This window comes from Sphaerisporangium flaviroseum (assembly GCF_039537005.1).
In the GTDB taxonomy this organism is placed as follows: domain Bacteria; phylum Actinomycetota; class Actinomycetes; order Streptosporangiales; family Streptosporangiaceae; genus Sphaerisporangium; species Sphaerisporangium flaviroseum.
Map to the genome: position 1 here is coordinate 933,033 of NZ_BAAAZR010000002.1, position 19,222 is coordinate 952,254.

The window sequence follows — 19,222 nt, forward strand, 5'->3', positions numbered from 1 at the left end:
TCGACCCCGGGTCGACCCAGGGAGCCCTGGTCTCCGGGCGCAGGGCCGCCGAGGCCGTGCTGGCTGATCTGTGAAGGAAGGTCCCGGCGGCGGGCCGCCGGGACCGGGGACGTCAGGTCCCGTAGACCTCCATTTCCCAGAGGGAGTAGCCGTAGCCGGTGGCTCGTTGGGTGCCGTACATGCGGACGTGGCGTGCGGTGGTGGGGGTGATGGTCAGGTCGTCGGTTCCGCCGTCGGAGGTGGTGGTGGTGTATGCGGGGGTCCAGGTGGTGCCGTTGGTGGAGGTCTCGATGCGGTAGGCCCTGCCGTAGGCGGCTTCCCAGGTGAGTTTGACCCTGGTGATCGAGCGGTTGGCGCCCAGGTCGATGGAGATCCATTGGGGGTCGGTGAAGGTGGAGGACCATCGGGTGGTGGTGTTGCCGTCGACGGCGTTGGCGGCTGCGGTGCCGGCGTTCTCGGTGGAGGAGGCGGTGACCGGACGGCCCGCCGACAGCAGCGACACCGTCGGCGTGGGGGTCACGGTCGGCGTCGGCGTCGGGGCGGGGCCGCGGGTCAGCGTGAACTCGTCGATGTCGAACAGCGACCCCGCGCCGCCGGTGAAGACCAGGTACAGCGGGCCGCCGCCCGTACCGGCGAGCGTGGTGGAGACGGACCGCCAGGTCTCCCAGCCGCCGGTCACCGGCACGGTGACCGAACCGAGCAGCGTGCCCGTGGCCGAGCCTGACCGCACCTGGATGGTGCCGCCCGCGCCCGCCGAGGCGATCCGCGCCGAGAAGCCCGTGGCCCCGGCCGTGTCGACGCCGGAGAAGCCGAGCCAGTCGGCGTTGTCCACGTAGCCGATCGCCTTGCCGCCGCGCGCGCTGGCTTTGTCGACCACCTGGACGCCGGACTGGGAGGAGAAGCCCTCCGCCTGCACCGCGGACGAGGGCGGTGGCCCCGAGCAGTCGCCGGTGGCGACGCCCGCGGCCCACCGGATCCCGCCGAGCAGGTGGGCGCGGAACGCCGGCTCGGCGTACGACGCCTGCGTGTGCCCGAGCCCGGTGTACCAGGACCGGCCGCCCCGATAGTTCTGGCACCACGCGATGGGGTGGTCGGCGCCCATCGACCCGCCGGTGTAGGTCGACTCGTCGAGCCGGGCGAGCACGTGGGCGACCTCACGCGGGTTGGTGCGGTAGTTGTACAGCTCGTCGGTCCGCACCCAGGCGGCAGGGAGATGCGCCGTCGAGGGGTGAGCGGGGTCGTCCACCCGGACCGTGACCTGCTGGATGGCGGGATGGGAGGCGAAGTACGCGCCGACGAGCCCGCCGTAGAACGGCCAGTCGTACTCGGTGTCGGCGGCGGCGTGGACGCCCACGTAACCGCCGCCCGCGGCGACATAGGACTCGAAGGCCGCCTGCTGGCCGGTGTCGAGCACGTCGCCGGTCGTGCTCAGGAAGACCACCGCCTGGTATCCGGCCAGGTTGGCGGCGTTGAACGCGGTGGCGTCCTCGGTGGCCTCGACGGTGAATCCGTTCGCCGTGCCGAGGTCCCTGATCGCGGCGATGCCTGCGGGGATGGAGTCGTGCCGGAACCCGGCGGTCTTGGAGAACACGAGCACCTTGTAGGCCGGATCGGCGAGCGCGCCCGGCGCGCCGATGCCGGCGACGGCGACCACCAGTGCCGCGACGAGGCCGATGAGCTTAGACACCGTAGACCTCCATTTCCCAGAGGGAGTAGCCGTAGCCGGTGGCTCGTTGGGTGCCGTACATGCGGACGTGGCGTGCGGTGGTGGGGGTGATGGTCAGGTCGTCGGTTCCGCCGTCGGAGGTGGTGGTGGTGTATGCGGGGGTCCAGGTGGTGCCGTTGGTGGAGGTCTCGATGCGGTAGGCCCTGCCGTAGGCGGCTTCCCAGGTGAGTTTGACCCTGGTGATCGAGCGGTTGGCGCCCAGGTCGACGGAGATCCATTGGGGGTCGGTGAAGGTGGAGGACCATCGGGTGGTGGTGTTGCCGTCGACGGCGTTGGCGGCCGCGGTGCCGGCGTTCTCGGTGGAGGAGGCGGTGACCGGACGGCCCGCCGACAGCAGCCCCGGGGTGGGCGTCGTGGATCCCGCTCCGAGGGTGAAGTCGTCGAGGTCGAACAGCGCGCCCGCGCCGCCGGTGAACACCAGGTAGAGCCTGGTCGTGCCCGCAGGGGCTCCGGACAGGGGGGCCGTGACGTCGGTGAAGGTCTCCCATCCTCCGGTCACGGGCACGGTGGCGGTGCCGAGCAGCGTGCCGGTGGGGGAGCCCGCCCTGACCTGGATGGAGCCGCCCACCCCGCCCGAGCTGACCCGGGCGCCGAACGTCGTGATGCCCGCGAGGACGTAGGGGTCGAAGGAGATCCAGTCGCCGTTCTCGATGTTGCCGACGGTCTTGGCGCCGTGGGCGGCCGCCTTGTCGAACAGCGCGACCCCCTGCGAGGCGGTGTAGTGCTCGGCCTGCCTGGTCCTCGGCTGGGTGACGACCTGGGTGTGGGACGTGAGGCCGCCGGCGTCGGTGTACTCGGCGTCCCAGACGCCGAACAGGTTGGCGGCGCCGTCGTGCTCCCCGTTGAGCGGGGTCTGGAGCGTGCCGGTGCAGCCGGTCCCCGTGGCCATCGGGTGGCCGTGCGTGTCGTGCCCCAGGATGTAGTTGATCTTGACTCGGGAACAGTCGATCGTGCCGTCCTCGGCGTCGGTCGCGGTGATCCGGTACTGCACCGCGTCGCCGAAGGAGAACACCTGGCCGTTCAGCGGGAGCTGGATGCTCACGGCCGGCGCGGTGTTGCCGACGGTCACCGTGACGTTGGCGGTCGCGGTCCTGCCCGTGCTGTCGCGTACCGTCAGCGTGACCACGTAGGTGCCGTTGGCGGTGTAGGTGTGGGCCGGGTTGGCCGCCGTCGAGGTGCCGCCGTCGCCGAAGGCCCACGAGTAGGTGATCGCGTCACCGTCGGGGTCGGAGGTGCCGGCCGAGGAGAACGCCACGTTGAGCGGGGCCCTGCCGCTCAGCGGGGTGCCCGAGGCGGCCGCGATGGGCGCACGCCCGCCGGTGCCGCCGCCGATGTACTCGATGCGGTAGAGGGCGGAGTCGGCGTTGCCGTTGAACCAGCCCGTGCCGTAGTCGAGCACGTACAGGGCGCCGTCCGGGCCGAAGGCCATGTCCATCACGGTCTTGCCCGACCAGGGGAAGGGCTGGATCGCGCCGCGGCTTCCGTCGGCGTTGACGATGATGTCCTTGATCCACCCGCGCTGCAACTCGCCCGCGAAGAAGTGGCCGTCCAGCGACTGCGGGAACTTGACCGGCGAGCTGACGTTGGTGTTGTAGCGGTAGACCACGCCGCCCATCGGCGACTCGGCGCCGCAGCCGAACTCCGGCAGCGAGCAGCCGTCGTAGGTGATCCACGCGGCCTTGGCGGGCGGCAGCTTGGCCTGCCCGGTGTTGTTGCGCGAGCCGTTCGTGGGCCCGCCCGCGCAGTCGTACTTGGCGCCGACCGCGCGGGTGGCGTAGTCGTAGTGCGCGTAGGTCTCGGCCGGGGTGTTGTTCCCGGTGCAGTACGGCCAGCCGTAGAAGCCCGGCCCGGTCACCCGGTCGAACTCCACCTGGCCGCCGGGGCCGCGCGGCCCCGCGGCGCCGGCGTCCGGGCCGTAGTCGCCGAGGTACACCACGCCCGTGGCCTTGTCGACGCTCATCCTGAACGGGTTGCGGAATCCCATCGCGTAGATCTCGGGCCTGGTGTTCGCCGTTCCCGGAGGGAACATGTTGCCCGAGGGGATCGAGTAGGAGCCGTCGGCGTTCACCTTGATGCGCAGCAGCTTGCCGCGCAGGTCGTTGGTGTTGGCCGCGCCGCGCTGCGCGTCGAGGGCGGGGTTGCGGGTGGGCCGGTCGTCCAGCGGGGCGTAGCCGTCGTTGAAGCCGGGCTCGGTGTCGTCCCCCGTGGTCAGGTAGAGATTGCCCGCGGCGTCGAAGTCGATGTCACCGCCGACGTGGCAGCAGAAGCCCCTGCTGGTCTTGACCTCAAGTACGGTCTTCTCGCTCGCCGTGTCGAGCGTGTTGTCGGTGTTGAGCCGGAAGCGCGACAGCCGGTTGACCCCGTCGAAGCGGGCGAAGTCGGCCGCGGTCCCGTCCAGCGGGGCGCCGTTCGGCGGGGTGGACAGCGGCGGGGCGTAGTACAGGTAAATGAACCGGTTGGTGGCGAAGCCGGGGTCGACACCGACGCCCTGCATGCCCTCCTCGTCGTTGAAGTACACGGAGAGCTTTCCCGCGACCTTCGTGGCCCCCGCGGCGTCGGTGACGCGGATCGTGCCGTCGCGGGCCGTGTGCACGACCGAGCGGTCGGGCAGCACGGCCATGGACATGGGTTCGCCTACCTCGGCCACACCCTTGGCGAGTGTGACCTGCTGGAACTGGGTGGGGTCGACCGGCGCGGCGATGGCCGCGAGCGGTTGGGCGGTCAGGGCGAGCGCCAGCAGCGTGGCGCCGGCCCAGCGGCGGATCGAGGGCATGGCGGCATCCAGGGGGTGGGGGGTGACCGGGGTCCCGCGGGAGCGGGACCCCGGTGGCGCTCACTGGTAGACGCGGACGTAGTCGACGAGCATCCTTTGCGGGAAGACGGTGGTGGCGTCGGGCGGGCCTGGCCAGTCTCCGCCGACGGCGTTGTTGAGGATGATGAAGAACGGGTGGTCGAAGACCCACGGCCCGCGCGTCGCCTCCAGCGTCGCCCGGTCGACCGTGTGGATGGTGTTGCCGTCGACCGTGAACCTCATGCCCTGGCTGTTCCAGTCGACCGCGAAGACGTGGAAGCCGCTCGCGAAGTCACCGGAGATGGAGTACGGCGAGCCGAAGCCGCCGCCGCCGAAGTAGGCGGGCGCGTGGATGGTGGAGTAGACGGTCTGCGGCTCCCGGCCGAGGTGCTCCATGATGTCGATCTCGCCGACGTACGGCCAGGGCCTGCCCTGGTCGAAGAAGTCGGCGCCGAGCATCCAGAACGCCGGCCACAGGCCCTTGGTCCCCGACACCTTGATCCTGGCCTCGACCCGGCCGTAGGTGAAGGTGAACTTGCCGTAGGTGTTGATCCGGGAGGAGGTGTACTGGCAGGGGCCGCCCGGGCAGGACGAGCCCGCGGTGGTCTGCCTGCGAGCCTCCATCACGAGGCTGCCGGCGCCGTCCGTCGAGGCGTTGTCGTTGTTGGTGTAGTACTGAAGCTCGTTGTTGACGCCGGGGCCGATCTCGGGCCTCCACTTGGCCGCGTCCGGCTTGGTGCCGGCCGGGCCGTTGAACTCGTCGCTCCAGACCAGCTGCGGGGGGTTACGCGGGTCGGGCGGGAGCGGTGGCGGGGTGATGGGGGCGCCGCCGGTGCCGTAGACCTGGAACTCCCACAGCGAGTAGCCGTAGGCGGTGGCCCGCTGCGTGCCGTACATCCGGACGTACCGCCCGGTGCCGTTCACGGTGAGGGTCTGCTTGAAGCCGGTGCCGGTGGTGGTGGAGTAGATCGGGGTCCAGGTGACCGCGTCGGTGGAGGTCTGGATCTGGAAGGCCCTGGCGTAGGCCGGGTCCCACTGGAGCACGACCTTGTGGATCTGGGCGACGGCGCCGAGGTCGACGTAGATCCAGCCCGGGTCGACCCATCCGGTGGTGGAACTGGTCGCCCAGCGGGTCGCCGGGTCGCGGTCGAACGCCTTGGCGGCCGTGCAGCCTCCGCAGTTCACGTCGTCCTGGGTGGTGGAGGCCACGCCGGGCCTGCCGTACGACAGGAGCCTGTCGCCACCGGGGTCGCCGGTCGGGGTGATGGTGGGAGTCGGGGTGGGCGTGGAGCCGGTGCCGGTGTGGACGGCCAGTTCGAACAGCGAGTACCCGTACGCCGTCGCCCGCTGTGTGCCGTACATGCGCACGTAGCGCCCGCTGCCGCTCACCGTGAGGTTCTGCGTGCCGCCGGTGCCGGTGGTGGTGGAGTAGATCGGGGTCCAGGTGGCGGCGTCGGTGGAGGTCTGGATCTGGAAGGCCCTGCCGTAGGCGGCCTCCCAGGTCAGGGTCACCCCGCAGATCTGCGTGACGGAGCCGAGGTCGACCTGGATCCACTGCGGGTCGGTGAACCCGCTCGCCCAGCGGGTGCCGGCGTTGCCGTCGACCGCGTTGGCCGCGGCGAAGGCCACGCTCTCGGTGGAGGAGGCGGTGGCGGGGCGGCCCTGCGCTGCGTTGCCGGTGCCGCAGGCCGAGGGGGCTCCCGTCGAGCCGTAGACCTGGAACTCGAACAGCGAGAACCCGTACGCCGTCGCCCGCTGCGTGCCGTACATGCGCACGTAGCGCCCGGTTCCCGTCACGGCGAGGTCCTGCGTGCCGCCGGTGCCGGTGGTGGTGGAGTAGATCGGGGTCCAGGTGGCGGCGTCGGTGGAGGTCTGGATCTGGAAGGCCCTGCCGTAGGCGGCCTCCCAGTTCAGGACCACGCGGCTGATGGCGGCGCTCGCGCCGAGGTCGACCTGGATCCACTGCGGGTCGGTGAACCCGCTCGCCCAGCGGGTGGCGGCGTTGCCGTCGACCGCGTTGGCCGCGGCGAAGGTGGCGTTCTCCGACGACGAGGCGGTGACCGTCTTGCCCTGTGACAGCAGGGCGTCGGCGGCCATGGCGGGGGCGAGGTGGAGGCAGGACATGATCACAACGATCGCGGTGGCGACGAGCAACCCCAAGCGGTAGCGGCTCGGGCTGCGGGAAGAACTCACGGCGTCTCCTCGTCAGGCAGGGGGGTTCGGGGAGCGCTCCCGGAGACCGAGAGTGCGCTTTTGTGTAAGGAGCTGTCAAGGGCCCAATTAACTCGAAAGAAACCTTCCTCACACCCCTCCGCCACCCACGATGCAGAGCTGAGAGCGCTCTCTCTATGTTCCCGAAAGGTTCGATCGGCGCCGCTGAGCTGAGTAAACGGTGCGAGAAATATGAGAGCGCTCCCTTGCGCGGAGGTTGATCCGGAGCCCAGGTCACGACGATCGTTACGTGCGAACCCGTTGACACGAGGGGCTGAACGGAATGACCCTTCTGAGGGAGCGCTCCCTTCATGATCGTTTAATAACCCCCCAGGGAGGGTCTATGGGCAAGCTTCGCCCGGGGATGGTCACCCCGCTGCTCGCCGCTGTTCTGGCCGTTGGCGTGACCGCCTGCGGCGGCGGTGGCGCCGCCGGTACCGGTGCCTCGTCAGGCGCCGCCCAGCCGGCCGAGAAGATCAAGCTGACCGTCGCGCTGTTCAGCGACTTCCACTTCGCGCCGCTGTACGAGGAGTTCAAGAAGACGCACCCGAACGTCGAGATCGTCGAGCGCCGGGCGCAGTTCAACGACCACCACAAGAACCTCACCACGCAGCTGGCCACGGGGGCGGGGGCCGCGGACGTCGAGGCCGTCGAGGCCGGTTACATCGCGACCTTCAGTCCGCTGGCCGACAAGTTCTACAACCTCAACGACTACGGCCTGGCCAAGCGGCAGGGCGACTACCTCGACTGGAAGTGGAAGCAGGGCCTGTCGCCCGACGGCTCCAAGCTGCTGGGCCTCGGCACCGACGTCGGCGGCCTCGCCATGTGCTACCGCACCGACCTGTTCAAGAAGGCCGGGCTGCCGACCGACCGTGAAGAGGTGTCGAAGCTCTGGCCGACGTGGGAGGCCTACCTGGAAGCGGGGAAGAAGTTCGTCGCCGCCAAGGGGTCGGGCGCCAAGTGGTTCGACGGACCGGGTGAGAACTTCCGCGCCATGGTCGAGCAGGCCCCGGTCGGCTTCTACGACGAGCAGAACACCATCGTCGCGGGCACGAATCCCGACGTGAAGAAGGCCTGGGACCTGTCGGTGCAGATGATCCAGGCCGACGAGTCGGCCAAGCTGCTGGCCTTCAGCCCGCCGTGGAACACCGGCCTCACCAAGGGGTCGTTCGCCACCATCGTCTGCCCCTCGTGGAAGACCGGCAGCATCAAGGACGCCGCCCCCACCACGGCCGGCAAGTGGGACGTGGCCGCGGTGCCGGGCGGCGGTGGCGGCAACCAGGGCGGCACCCACCTGATGGCTCCCAAGCAGGGCAAGCATCCCAAGGAGGCGGCGGAGCTCATCGACCTGCTGACCACCAAGGACAGCCAGCTGAAGCTGTTCTCCGAGGCCGGGGCACTTCCTTCGATCCCGGCGCTCTACGACGACCCGGCGATCACAGGGTTCACCAACCCGTTCTTCAACGACGCCCCGACCGGGAAGATCTTCACGGACGCGGCCAAGGCGCTCAAGCCGCAGCACGAAGGACCGAAGTCCGGTGACGTCCGCCAGGCGTTCGACAACGGCCTGCAGCGCATCGAGCAGGGTAAGCAGTCGCCAGAGGAAGCGTGGGCACAGGTGCTCAAGGATCTCGAGAGGATCAAGTAGCCCGCCGGATGTGCGGCCGGTCCGGATCCACCGGACCGGCCAGGCGCCTCCCGGATCCGCGGGCAGGTGCTTGATCCGGTCGCCCGCCCTTCCCTTTGGTGGCGGGGCGGCGGACCCCCGTCCTCCCGCCAGCGAGGGGTGGCGGATTTCCCCGCCCTTCCGTCCTGCGGAAACGGCGCTGGATTCTCCCGCCCTTCCGTCGCGGAAACGGCGGCGGATCGCCCCGCCTTCCGTCCCGCGGAAACGGCGGCGGATCTCCGCCCTTCCGCCTCCAGCGGGAAGGCGGCGAACCCCCGCTCCCGCCCGACTCGATGCCCTGCCGAAAGGAGCTGCCATGGCCACCCGCGCCCCCGACAACCTGGCGGCGATCCCGCCTTCCCCGCCGGCGCGGCCACGTCCCCCGTCCCACCGGCGCCATCTGGCCCACCGGATGGACGTCAAGGCCTCGCCGTACGCCTACGTCGCCCCGTTCTTCCTGCTGTTCTGCGCGTTCGGATTGTTCCCCCTGGCCTACACCGCCTGGGTCAGCCTGCACGACTGGACCCTGCTGTCCGACGTGCACAAGTTCGTGGGCCTGGACAACTTCACCGCGCTGCTCGGCGACGACTACTTCTGGAACGCCACGTTCAACACGCTGTCCATCGGCGTGCTGTCGACGGTGCCGCAGCTCCTGCTGGCCATCTGGCTGGCCCACCTGCTGAACCGCCCGCTGCGGGCCCAGACGCTGTTCCGGGTGACGCTGCTGCTGCCGAACGTCACCAGCGTGGTGGCGGTCGTGGTCATCTTCAGCCAGCTCTTCGGCCGTGACTTCGGCATGATCAACTGGGTGCTGTCCTGGGTCGGCGTCGATGCCGTCGACTGGAACGCCGGAACCGCCACCTCGCACGTCGCGATCTCTATCATGATCATGTGGCGGTGGACGGGTTACAACGCGCTGATCTTCCTCGCCGCCATGCAGGCGGTGCCCCGGGAGCTGTACGAGGCCGCGACCATCGACGGCGCGAGCGGCTTCACGCAGCTCCGCAAGATCACCGTGCCGATGATCCGGCCCACGATCGTCTTCGTGGTCATCACCTCCACCATCGGCGCCATGCAGATCCTCGCCGAACCGCTGCTGTTCGGCACCTACAGCATCACCGGCGGCCCGGACCGGCAGTACCAGACGCTGTCGCTGTTCATCTACGAGTACTTCACCAAGCTGGACTTCGGCTACGCCTCCGCCGTCTCCTGGATGATGTTCCTGTTCATCGTCGTCGTCGCGGCCGTCAACTACCTGCTGACCCGCCGGACGAGAGGAAGCCTGACGTGAACCCCCGCCTCGGATCCGGCACGGCCCGCAAGCTGACCTACCTCACCCTGCTGGCGGTGGCGTTCTTCTCCGCGCTCCCGCTGTACTACAGCGTGGTGGTCGCGTCCCGCGACAACTCGGCGCTGGCCGACGTGCCGCCTCCGCTCATCCCGGGCGGCAACCTGTTCGCCAACGTGGCCCGGGTCTTCGACACCGTGCCCTTCGCCCTGGCCCTGATGAACTCGGTGCTGGTCTCCGGCGCGATCGCGATCTCGGTCATGTTCTTCTCCACCCTGGCCGGGTTCGCCTTCGCCAAGCTGCGCTTCCGCGGCGGCAGGGCGCTGCTGGTGCTGACCGTCGCGACGATGATGGTCCCGACCCAGCTCGGCATCATCCCGCTGTACCTGCTCATGGTGAAGCTGGAGTGGACCGGCTCGATGTACGCGCTGGTGGTCCCCGCCCTCGTCAGCGCCTTCGGCGTGTTCTTCATGACGCAGTACCTGTCGCGGGCGCTGCCGACCGAGCTGCTGGAGGCCGGCCGGGTCGACGGCTGCACCACCTGGGGCCTGTTCTGGCACGTGGTCATCCCCGCCGCGCGCCCCGCGGCGGCCGTGCTCGGCATGCTGACGTTCATGTCCGCCTGGAACGACTACTTCTGGCCCCTGGTGGTGCTGACCCCGGAGAACCCGACCGTGCAGGTCGCGTTGTCCACGCTTGCCGCCGGATACGTCAGCGACTACGCGCTCAGCCTGACCGGCACCGCACTGGGCACGCTGCCGCTGGTCATCGTGTTCGCCCTGCTCGGCAAGCAGATCATCGGAGGAATCATGCAAGGAGCTGTGAAGGGATGACCATGACCGTCACCACTCGGGGGACCCTGCCTTCATATTCGACGGAGGGACGGGCGGTCTTCCCTGAAGGCTTCATCTGGGGCGCGGCGACCGCGTCCTACCAGATCGAGGGGGCGGCCAGGGACGACGGCCGCGGCCCGTCGGTCTGGGACACCTTCTCCCGCACGCCCGGCAAGGTCGCCTTCGGGCACACCGGCGACGTGGCCTGCGACCACTACCACCGCTATCCCGACGACGTCCGGCTCATGGCGGACCTCGGCCTCGGCGCCTACCGGTTCTCCATCTCCTGGCCGCGCGTGCAGCCCGACGGGACCGGGCCGACCAACACGCGGGGCCTGGACTTCTACGACCGGCTCGTCGACGAGCTGGGCGCCGCCGGCATCACGCCGTACGTCACCCTCTACCACTGGGACCTGCCCCAGACGCTGGAGGACCGCGGCGGCTGGACGTCCAGGGACACGGCCTACCGGCTGGCCGACTACGCCGGAGCCGTCTACGCCCGGCTCGGAGACCGCGTCCGCAACTGGGCGACGCTGAACGAGCCCTGGGTCCAGGCGTTCCTCGGGTACGGATCCGGCGTGCACGCCCCGGGACGCCAGGACGCCGCCTCCGCGCTGCTCGCCTCGCACCACTTCCTGCTCGGGCACGGCCTGGCCGCCCAGACGCTCCGCGAGGCGGGCGCGCAGGAGATCATGCTGGTCATCAACTCCTCGCCGGTGCTGACCCCGGCCCAGGCGAACGACCCCGCCGCCGAGCCGTCCGAGGCCGACGCGGAGGCGGTGAACCGGGTGGACTGCCTGCTCAACCGGCAGATCCTCGACCCGGTGCTGCGCGGGCACTACCCGGCCGAAGTGCTGGAGATCGTGGAGCGGCACGCGGGTCTGGACCACATCCACGACGACGACCTGCGGACCATCCACCAGCCGACGGACGTGATCGGCGTCAACTACTACAACCCCTGCATCGTGCGGTCGAGCCCGGGGGAGCCCGGCAACCCGGCCTTCCCCGGCACCGAGGACATCGAGTTCGCCACCCTCGACGTCCCGAAGACCGCCATGGAGTGGCCGATCGTCCCCACGGGGCTGTCCCGGCTGCTGCTGCGGCTGTCGCACGACTATCCCGAGGTCGGCCTGATGGTCACCGAGAACGGCGCCGCGTTCGACGACGTCGTGACCAGGACCGAGGCGGGGGAGCGGGTGCACGACATCGACCGCACCGCCTACCTCGACGCCCACCTGAGGGCCGTGCACGCCGCCGTCGAAGGAGGCGCCGACCTTCGTGGTTACCTGGTGTGGTCGCTGCTGGACAATTTCGAGTGGGCCGAGGGCTACCACCGCAGGTTCGGCATCGTCCACGTCGACTTCGCCACCCAGCGGCGGCTGCTCAAGGACAGCGGGATGTGGTACGGCGGAGTCATCAGGGAGAATGGACTGGCATGAGACGACCCACCTTGGAGGCGGTCGCCGCCCGGGCGGGGGTATCGAAGTCCAGCGTGTCACGGGTGGTCAACGGAGACGCCACGGTCACCCCGGCGATTCGCGACCTGGTGATCAAGGCCGTGCGCGAGCTCGGCTACGTGCCGAACGGGGCGGCCAGGAGCCTCGCGACCCAGCGGACCAACGCGGTCGCCGTGATCGTCTCCGACCCTCCGAAGGGCCTGGTCTGCGACGACCCGATGTTCTCCACGGTGGTCCGCACCATGAGCCGCCTGCTGGAGGCGGCGGGCAAGCAGGTCACGCTCATGCTCGCCGGGTCGCCGGAGAGCCAGCTCCGGGTGGAGCAGTTCGTGGCGGCCGGGCATGTGGCGGGGGTCATGCTGGTGTCGATGCACGGCGCCGACCCCCTGCCCGGATCACTGGCCCGCATGGGCGTGCCGATGGTGTCGCTGGGCCGGTCCGTCTCCGGGGTGCCGTACGTCGACAACGACAACGTGGGCGGCGCGGCCGTGGCGGTGAGGTACCTGCACTCCCAGGGCAGGCGGCGGATCGCCACGATCACCGGCCCGCTCGACATGCTGGCCTCGCAGGACCGGCTCACGGGCTACCGCGAGACGCTGCGGGACACCGGGCGCCGGTCGATCGTGGCTCTCGGCGACTTCACCCGGATCTCCGGCGCCGAGGGCATGCGGCAGCTTCTCGACGACGACCCGGGTCTCGACGCCGTCTTCGCGGCGAACGACCTCATGGCCATCGGAGCCCTGCACGCCTTGCGCGAGGCGGGGCGCCGGGTGCCGGATGACGTGGCGGTGGTGGGCTTCGACGACATCGAGGCCGCCCTCTACACCGCACCGCCGCTGACGACGATCAGAAGTCCCATGGGGGACCAGGCCGCGGCCGCGGCGAGGCTGCTGCTCGGCCTGTTCGAAGGCGCGCCAGGCGATCCGGTCATCATGCCCAACGAGCTGGTGATCAGAGAGTCGGCGTAAATCATCATCGTGGAGGGCACTGGTATGAAACGACCGACTCTCGAGGCCGTGGCGGCACGGGCGGGGGTCTCCCGCGCCACGGTCTCCCGGGTGGTCAACGGGGGGACGACCGTGACCGCGGAGCTTCGCGACGCGGTGATGCGCGCGGTGGACGAGATGGGCTACGTGCCCAACCTCGCCGCGCGGAGCCTGGTCACGCAGCGGACCGACTCGATCGCCCTGGTGGTCTCCGAACCGCCGACGCGGGTCTTCTCCGACGACCCGATGTTCTCCACCGTCATCCGCTCCGCCAGCGCGGAGCTGGAGGCCGCGGACAAGCAGGTGATACTGATGCTCGCCGGCACCCCGACGAGCCACGCCCGGGTGGAGCGCTACCTCACGGGCGGACACGTCGACGGCGTCATGCTGATCTCCATGCACGGCGCCGACCCGCTCCCGGCCGCCATCATGCGCATGCGCGTCCCTGTGGTCTCGTACGGCCGGCCGGCGGTCAACGTCAACCTGCCCTACGTCGACAACGACAACGTGGGAGGCGCCGAGGCCGCCGTACGCCACCTGCTCGAGCGGGGGCGGCGGCGGATCGCCACCATCGCCGGGCCGCCGGACATGATCGGAGGCCAGGACCGGCTGGCCGGGTACCGCACGGTCCTGCACGGCTCCGACCGGCGCTCGATCGTCGCCATCGGCGACTTCACCCGCGAGTCGGGTGCGATCGCGATGCGGCAGCTTCTTGAGGACGACCCCGGGCTCGACGCCGTCTTCGTCGCCAACGACCTGATGGCCATCGGCGCCCTGCAGGCACTGCGGCAGGCGGGCCGCCGGGTGCCCGACGACGTGGCGGTGGTGGGTTTCGACGACATCGAGGCCGCCCGCTACACCGAACCCCCGCTCACGACGGTCCGCCATCCCTTCCGCGAGCAGGCGGCGGCCATGGTCCGGTTGCTGCTCCGGCTCCTCGAAGGCGGCCCGGCCGACCCGGTGGTCCTGCCCACCGAACTGATCGTGCGCGAGTCCGCGTAGCCGGCACCCGCCGCGGCGGCCATGTCAGGTACGCGGGCCGTGAATCCGACTTGTTTGTACGAGAAGCAATTCATGGCCGCCCGAAAAGAGAAAGAGAAATGCCCAACTCCGCTATCTCCGCCGATCCGTCCGCCGTGATTGTCTCCGCTCCCTTCTCCGGTACCATCGATACAGGGCGGTGACACCATGAGGACCCCAGGCGTCACCTGGGACTGAATGAGGGCGCGTGACGATGCTGGTCGAGCTGACGATTCGCCGGACCACCACGTCACCCGCATCTGCCAATTCGCCGATCGACGGTATTCGCATATTGGCACTTTTGCCCGAAAAATGGCATAAAGACCTCAGACAGGTCAACGGAGACCTCGTCATCCGTATCGACACCGCCGACGACACCACCAGCGACGAGATCCAGGCCATGGTCACCGCGGCGCTCGACGATCCGGCGCTCGGCCAGTGGCGGCTCCGCGCCTGCCACACCCTGGACTCCGGTTCCTCCGGCGAAGGGGCTCCGTGAGCCGTTCCTCGTAGCCGCCACCGACGGGCCCTACGCCGAGGCCAAGGAGTTCTTCTGCGGCTACTACCTGGTCGACTGCGAGAGCAGGGAACGGGCGATCGCGCCGGCCGCCCAGATCCCGGACGCCCGTTACACCGGGATCGAGGTGTGGCCGCTCATGAGCGAGGGCGGGACGGAGAGCTGATCCGCCGATCCCTCCCCGAGGTCGTCGCCCGCTGAGCCGGGCGGCACGGGCCGGGTCACGAGAGGTCGTGAACCGGCCAGGCCCACCGGTGGTATTGGATCATGAAGAACGCGCTCCCCGATATCGATGATCGTCTTGGTGTCCGGGTGTGGCGCTGAGGAGCCGCCGGATGCCAGGCGGACGCTCCCGGTGCCAGAAACCGCTCCCTGCGCAGTGCGAGGGTATGGCCAGCTCAGGCAGGATGGCATTCGCGGCACGGGCAACTCGGGAAGCGTTCCCAGCAAAGACCCTGGTTGCCGTGCTGTGTTCGGCGGGTTTCGCGCGGGTTAATTGGGCCCTTGACACGGGTTGTCGGAAGGAAGCACTCTCTTGGTGAGAGAGCGCTCCCCGAAGTTCAACGCCGGTACGGACCCCGGTTTCCCGTGAGACGCGAGGCGACTCCGATGCGGGGCCCGCCGGTCGTGCCGGGACCCCCGACCGAAGGAGTCACCCATGGATCGGGCAATCCCCCCGCCCCGGTTCCCGCGACGCCGCCTGCGCCTGGCCACACTGGCGAGCGCCCTGATCGCGATCCTCGGCTCGTCACTCGTCGCCGCCGGCACCCGGGCCGACGCCGCCGAGCCTCCGCTGTCGCAAGGCAGGCCGGTCACCGCCTCCTCCTCCGAGAGCGGCGGCACCCCGGCCTCCGCCGCGGTCGACGGCAACGACGGCACCCGCTGGGCCAGCGCCTTCAGCGACCCCCAGTGGCTGCAGGTCGACCTCGGGGCACCCGCCACGATCTCGAGCGTCGTGCTGAAATGGGAGAACGCGTACGCCAACGACTTCACCATCCGCACCTCCGCCGACGGCGCCTCCTGGACGACGATCAACACCACGACCGGCGCCACCGGCGGCACCCAGACCCTGAACGTCTCGGGCAACGGCCGCTACGTGAGGATCCACACCACCAAGCGCGCCACCCAGTGGGGCGTCTCCTTGTGGGAGTTCCAGGTGTTCGGCAGCGGCGGCTCCGCGCCCCCGCCCGCGCCCGGCGGCCCCATCGTGCGGGTGGCGGAGTTCCTCGCGGACTGCCCGTACTCCCACCGGCTTCCCGACGACCCCATCGTGTTCCCTGGCCTGCCCGGCGCCTCGCACATGCACAGCTTCTTCGGCGCCACCGTCACCAACGCCGGCACCACCCTGGCGAACCTCATGACCTCGCCCACGACCTGCAACCCGGCGGTCGACAAGTCGTCGTACTGGGTCCCGACCCTGTACCGGGACAACGTGCCGGTGGAGCCGTCCATCGTCACCTTCTACTACCTGGGTGAGGGCGTTCGCAGCGATGTGGTCGCACGGACACAGCCCCTGCCCCTGGGCCTGCGGATCGTGGCCGGCAACGCCAAGGCGACCGCGCCGGACTCCACGACCATCTCCCGCTGGTCGTGCCTGCACGCCGGACACGTGCCCCCCGGCAAGGACTTCGTCACCTGCCCCGCGGGCACGATGATGGAGTCCTACCTGGACTTCCCGCAGTGCTGGAACGGCAGGGACCTGGACTCCGCCGACCACAAGAGCCACATGGCCTACCCGGTCAACCAAAACTGCCCCGCCACCCACCCCGTCCCGGTGCCGAAGCTGCGCCAGGTCCTCCGCTACCCCGTCAACGGGGACCCGTCGCACTTCAGGCTCTCTTCGGGAGCGGGCTTCACCATGCACGGCGACTTCTTCAACGCCTGGCCCGAGGCCGAGATGGCGCGCCGGGTGAACGACTGCATCCGTCCAGTGATCAAGTGTGGTGCCGACGGCCGTCCCTGAGGCCGTCGCCGATGAGCGGACGAGCCCGTCCTTGAGAGAGAAGCCGATTCTCCTGGGGGCGAGGTGCGGCATGCCGAGCCGTCACCTCGTTCCCAGGCCCCAGCGCAGGTGGAGCGACCAGGATGACCATGAGGGCAGCGGGATGAGAGCGGCGGCGGCCGGCGCGTTGCTCGCCGTGTCACTGATCACCGGGTGTGCCGCCGCCACGCCTGCCCCGGGCGCTCGACCGGCCTCGGGGGGCACGACCGCCACCGTCCCCTCCGCGGCGGCGGTCACCGCCCCGGGAGGCTTCGGCCCCACCGACATCGCGTGGGTGGAGCTGATGATCCCGATGAACGAGCAGACCCTGCGCCTGCTGGCGATGGTTCCGGAGCGGAGCACCGACCCGGGCGTGGAAAGGCTGGCCTCCCAGATACGCACCACTCACCGCGCCGAGCTCGTACGGCTGCGGCAACTGCTGCTGCGGGCCGGTGTGCCCCTGACCAACCCGCACAAGGGGCACAACATGCCCGGCATGGTGACCGCGGACGAGCTGCGCGCCATCGGCGAGACGAGGGGTTCCGCCTTCGACCGGCTGTTCACCGAGAACATGGGAGAGCATCTCCGGCAGTCCGCCCTGGTGTCCCGCGGCGAGCAGAGCTCGGGCACCAGCGAGGACACCAAGGCGCTCGCCGCCACCGTGGAGAGGACCCGCACCGCCCAGCTCGCCGACCTGGCCCGCCTCGGCGCTCACCCGGCGACCGGCGGGCGAGCACTGGGGGGTGTCGCCTTTCCTCGCCGAGACGGGGACGCTGTACGCGCGCCAACCCAGGCCGGCATTCCACGATCGACTTTCGCTGGATTGTCCGGAAATCACGGGAGAACAGGCGTCGGCGGTACCTTGCTACAATTTCCTGAAATACTCCCATAAACCGGGATAAATCGCCTAACCGCGCTTTATGCTGCGGGCCGAAACCAGCGTTCCGCTCTTTCTCGGTGAGACGAAAGGCCGTCCTCGCCATAACGGTTCGCGCGCCCAAGCCGTTCTCTCGACGGTCCATGACGCGAACGTGCCGGGGCCCAGGCTCGGCCTTCCAGCACAGCGGCCCCGGGTCTACAGCAAGGAGAGCTGGCCGGAGCCGGCGTGTGGGTCTCGGTGCTTCCTGAGGTGCCGCCATCGAGGCAGGTCGTCGAGGTACGACCAGGAGAGCCGGTGGTATGGCGTGGGGCCGTGGGCGGCGAGGGCCCGCTGGTGGACGGGGGAGGGATAGCCCGCGCTGTCGGCGAATCCGTAGGCCGGATGGTCCGCGGCGAGGGCGGCCATCAGCCGGTCGCGGTGCACTTTGGCCAGCACCGACGCCGCCGCCACGGTGATCGAGCGCTGGTCGGCCTTGACCTCGCACCGCACCGGCCACGGCCTGCGGAGGAAGTCGTGTTCACCGTCAAGGATGATCATGTCGGGGCGCTGGGGCAGAGCCTCCAGGGCCCGCACCGCGGCGCGGCGGAGGGCCTCGGTCATACCGAACTCGTCGATCTCCTCGGGACCGGACTGCCCGATCGCGTGACCTGCCAGCCAGCCCGGCAGCACCTCGGCGAAGGCCTCGCGGTGCGCCCGGGTGAGCAGCTTGGAGTCGGTGAGCCGTACGGGGCGCCCGCCGCGGCCGGGGAGCTCGGGCGGCGGGCCGAGGCCGGTGACGGCCGCGCAGACAACGACCGGCCCGGCCCAGGCGCCGCGGCCGACCTCATCCACCCCGGCGATGCGCACCGCCCCACCGGCGCGCAACTCCTGCTCGATCTGGTAGCTCGCGATCCGCCCGGCCGCGCCGCGCGATCCTGCCGCCACGCCCCCCAGACCGGGCAACGTGTCGGGCGCCCCGGTGGAGGCGGATGCCGGGGTGGACGGGGTGTCCGTGGAGGGTCGTGGTCCGGGCCGGGCGGTCGTGTGGTCGTCTGGACGCCCGTCCGGCGTGCGCGGGATCCGCATCGGCCCATCATCGCAGCACCGCCCACCCGGCGTGGCCCGCTCGGTCAGCCGGTGGTGTCCCGGCCCTCGGCGGATCCGGCGTCCGGGACGTAGAACTCCGTCGTGTTGGCCACCGCCGTGGCGATCTCGTCGCCGGTCGCGCCCGCCGCCGCCATCGCCGCTCCCCACGCGCCGCTGCTCGCGGTCATCAAGCGCCTCGCCTCCGGCGACCGTTCCCAGGCGCTCGGGTCCCCGATGGATTCGCCGCGCAGGTGCAGGCCCAGGCCGAGCAGGGCCAGGTCCCAGCCGACCCCGACGGCGCCCGGCCCGTACTTGGCCCACCATTCAGGGTCGACGATCGCCGTGTGTTCGAGCTCGAAGACCGTCTCCCCGCCAGGGCCGGGGGACAGCCGTACCTCCACGACGCTGCCTCCCGGCTCGGCGGGCTCCTCGCCGTACACCCACGACGCCTTGAGCAGGCGGGGCGGTTCACACTGGAGGATCTCGCCCCCGGCGTTGCCCTCCAACTGGTACTTCCCGCCCAGGCGGAGATCGCCGGTGATGGGGAGGAACCAGCGGCTGATGCGGGCGGGATCGGTGAGGGCGTCCCAGACGTCTTCGGCGGGCGCGTCGTAGGTCCGCCGCAGCAGGACGGTGCGGGCCTCACCCGCGGGGATCCCTCGCCTGCCGGTCTCACGGTGGACGGCGTTGATCTCGTCGACGATGTCCTTCATGGCCTCTCGTTCCCTCCCTTGACGACAGGGAGGCGAATATATCAGTGGCAGCTTATAAAAGTGAAACCTGCCGGACCCCCGGCCGGCC

15 protein-coding genes are annotated in these 19,222 nt (G+C 70.1%); 10 read left to right on the plus strand and 5 right to left on the minus strand.

All coding sequences use genetic code 11. The annotated features are described in order from the left end of the window. Positions 1 to 112 precede the first annotated feature (112 nt). The 3 genes from ABD810_RS10310 to ABD810_RS10320 are packed head-to-tail and all read right to left on the minus strand — an operon-like array spanning position 113 to position 6,710. Positions 113 to 1,687 (minus strand): ThuA domain-containing protein, encoded by a 1,575-nt coding sequence (locus tag ABD810_RS10310; protein WP_425566872.1) that lies wholly within the window; start codon positions 1,685 to 1,687, stop codon positions 113 to 115. Continuing rightward, positions 1,680 to 4,499, minus strand: coding sequence for a carbohydrate-binding protein (locus ABD810_RS10315; RefSeq protein WP_344937252.1), 2,820 nt, complete (start codon positions 4,497 to 4,499; stop codon positions 1,680 to 1,682). The genes ABD810_RS10310 and ABD810_RS10315 overlap by 8 nt, the downstream gene beginning before the upstream one ends. A 60-nt stretch (positions 4,500 to 4,559) precedes the next feature. Continuing rightward, positions 4,560 to 6,710, minus strand: coding sequence for a discoidin domain-containing protein (locus ABD810_RS10320; protein WP_344937254.1), 2,151 nt, complete (start codon positions 6,708 to 6,710; stop codon positions 4,560 to 4,562). A gap of 361 nt (positions 6,711 to 7,071) precedes the next feature. Between ABD810_RS10320 and ABD810_RS10325 the strand changes: the two genes are divergently transcribed. The 10 genes from ABD810_RS10325 to ABD810_RS10370 all read left to right on the plus strand — a co-directional run bounded on the left by ABD810_RS10325 (position 7,072) and on the right by ABD810_RS10370 (position 17,368). After that, positions 7,072 to 8,376, plus strand: a complete 1,305-nt coding sequence (locus ABD810_RS10325; RefSeq protein ID WP_344937255.1) for an ABC transporter substrate-binding protein — start codon at positions 7,072 to 7,074, stop codon at positions 8,374 to 8,376. 334 nt (positions 8,377 to 8,710) lie between these two features. Beyond that, the gene (locus ABD810_RS10330; RefSeq protein ID WP_344937257.1) at positions 8,711 to 9,685 is read left to right on the plus strand and encodes a carbohydrate ABC transporter permease; all 975 of its coding nucleotides are present in this window, start codon (positions 8,711 to 8,713) and stop codon (positions 9,683 to 9,685) included. Beyond that, on the plus strand, positions 9,682 to 10,515 hold the full coding sequence (locus tag ABD810_RS10335) for a carbohydrate ABC transporter permease (protein ID WP_344937261.1): 834 nt from the start codon (positions 9,682 to 9,684) through the stop codon (positions 10,513 to 10,515). Before ABD810_RS10330 ends, ABD810_RS10335 begins: the two co-directional genes overlap by 4 nt. 2 nt (positions 10,516 to 10,517) lie before the next feature. Further along, complete coding sequence (locus ABD810_RS10340) at positions 10,518 to 11,954, plus strand: GH1 family beta-glucosidase (RefSeq protein WP_344937264.1); 1,437 nt, start codon at positions 10,518 to 10,520, stop codon at positions 11,952 to 11,954. Continuing rightward, positions 11,951 to 12,940 (plus strand): LacI family DNA-binding transcriptional regulator, encoded by a 990-nt coding sequence (locus ABD810_RS10345; protein WP_344937267.1) that lies wholly within the window; start codon positions 11,951 to 11,953, stop codon positions 12,938 to 12,940. Before ABD810_RS10340 ends, ABD810_RS10345 begins: the two co-directional genes overlap by 4 nt. A 24-nt stretch (positions 12,941 to 12,964) precedes the next feature. After that, entirely contained in the window at positions 12,965 to 13,960 is a 996-nt protein-coding gene (locus ABD810_RS10350; protein ID WP_344937272.1) for a LacI family DNA-binding transcriptional regulator, read from the plus strand. A 232-nt stretch (positions 13,961 to 14,192) separates the two neighbouring features. Beyond that, positions 14,193 to 14,477 carry a hypothetical protein gene (locus tag ABD810_RS10355; protein ID WP_344937580.1) on the plus strand — a complete coding sequence of 95 codons (285 nt, stop codon included), beginning with the start codon at positions 14,193 to 14,195 and terminating at the stop codon, positions 14,475 to 14,477. Then, entirely contained in the window at positions 14,401 to 14,661 is a 261-nt protein-coding gene (locus tag ABD810_RS10360) for a YciI family protein (protein WP_344937582.1), read from the plus strand. The genes ABD810_RS10355 and ABD810_RS10360 overlap by 77 nt, the downstream gene beginning before the upstream one ends. A gap of 492 nt (positions 14,662 to 15,153) precedes the next feature. Next, positions 15,154 to 16,458: a DUF1996 domain-containing protein gene (locus ABD810_RS10365; RefSeq protein WP_344937275.1), complete on the plus strand. Its 1,305-nt coding sequence runs from the start codon at positions 15,154 to 15,156 to the stop codon at positions 16,456 to 16,458. Between the two features lie 70 nt (positions 16,459 to 16,528). Then, positions 16,529 to 17,368, plus strand: coding sequence for a DUF305 domain-containing protein (locus ABD810_RS10370; protein WP_344937277.1), 840 nt, complete (start codon positions 16,529 to 16,531; stop codon positions 17,366 to 17,368). Between the two features lie 183 nt (positions 17,369 to 17,551). Here ABD810_RS10370 and ABD810_RS10375 read toward each other — a convergent pair whose 3' ends face one another. Together ABD810_RS10375 and ABD810_RS10380 are read right to left on the minus strand one after the other, a co-directional pair. Beyond that, positions 17,552 to 18,421, minus strand: a complete 870-nt coding sequence (locus ABD810_RS10375) for a ribonuclease HII (RefSeq protein ID WP_344937279.1) — start codon at positions 18,419 to 18,421, stop codon at positions 17,552 to 17,554. Positions 18,422 to 18,465: 44 nt separating this feature from the next. Further along, positions 18,466 to 19,134 carry an SRPBCC family protein gene (locus ABD810_RS10380; RefSeq protein ID WP_344937282.1) on the minus strand — a complete coding sequence of 223 codons (669 nt, stop codon included), beginning with the start codon at positions 19,132 to 19,134 and terminating at the stop codon, positions 18,466 to 18,468. Positions 19,135 to 19,222: the final 88 nt, after the last annotated feature.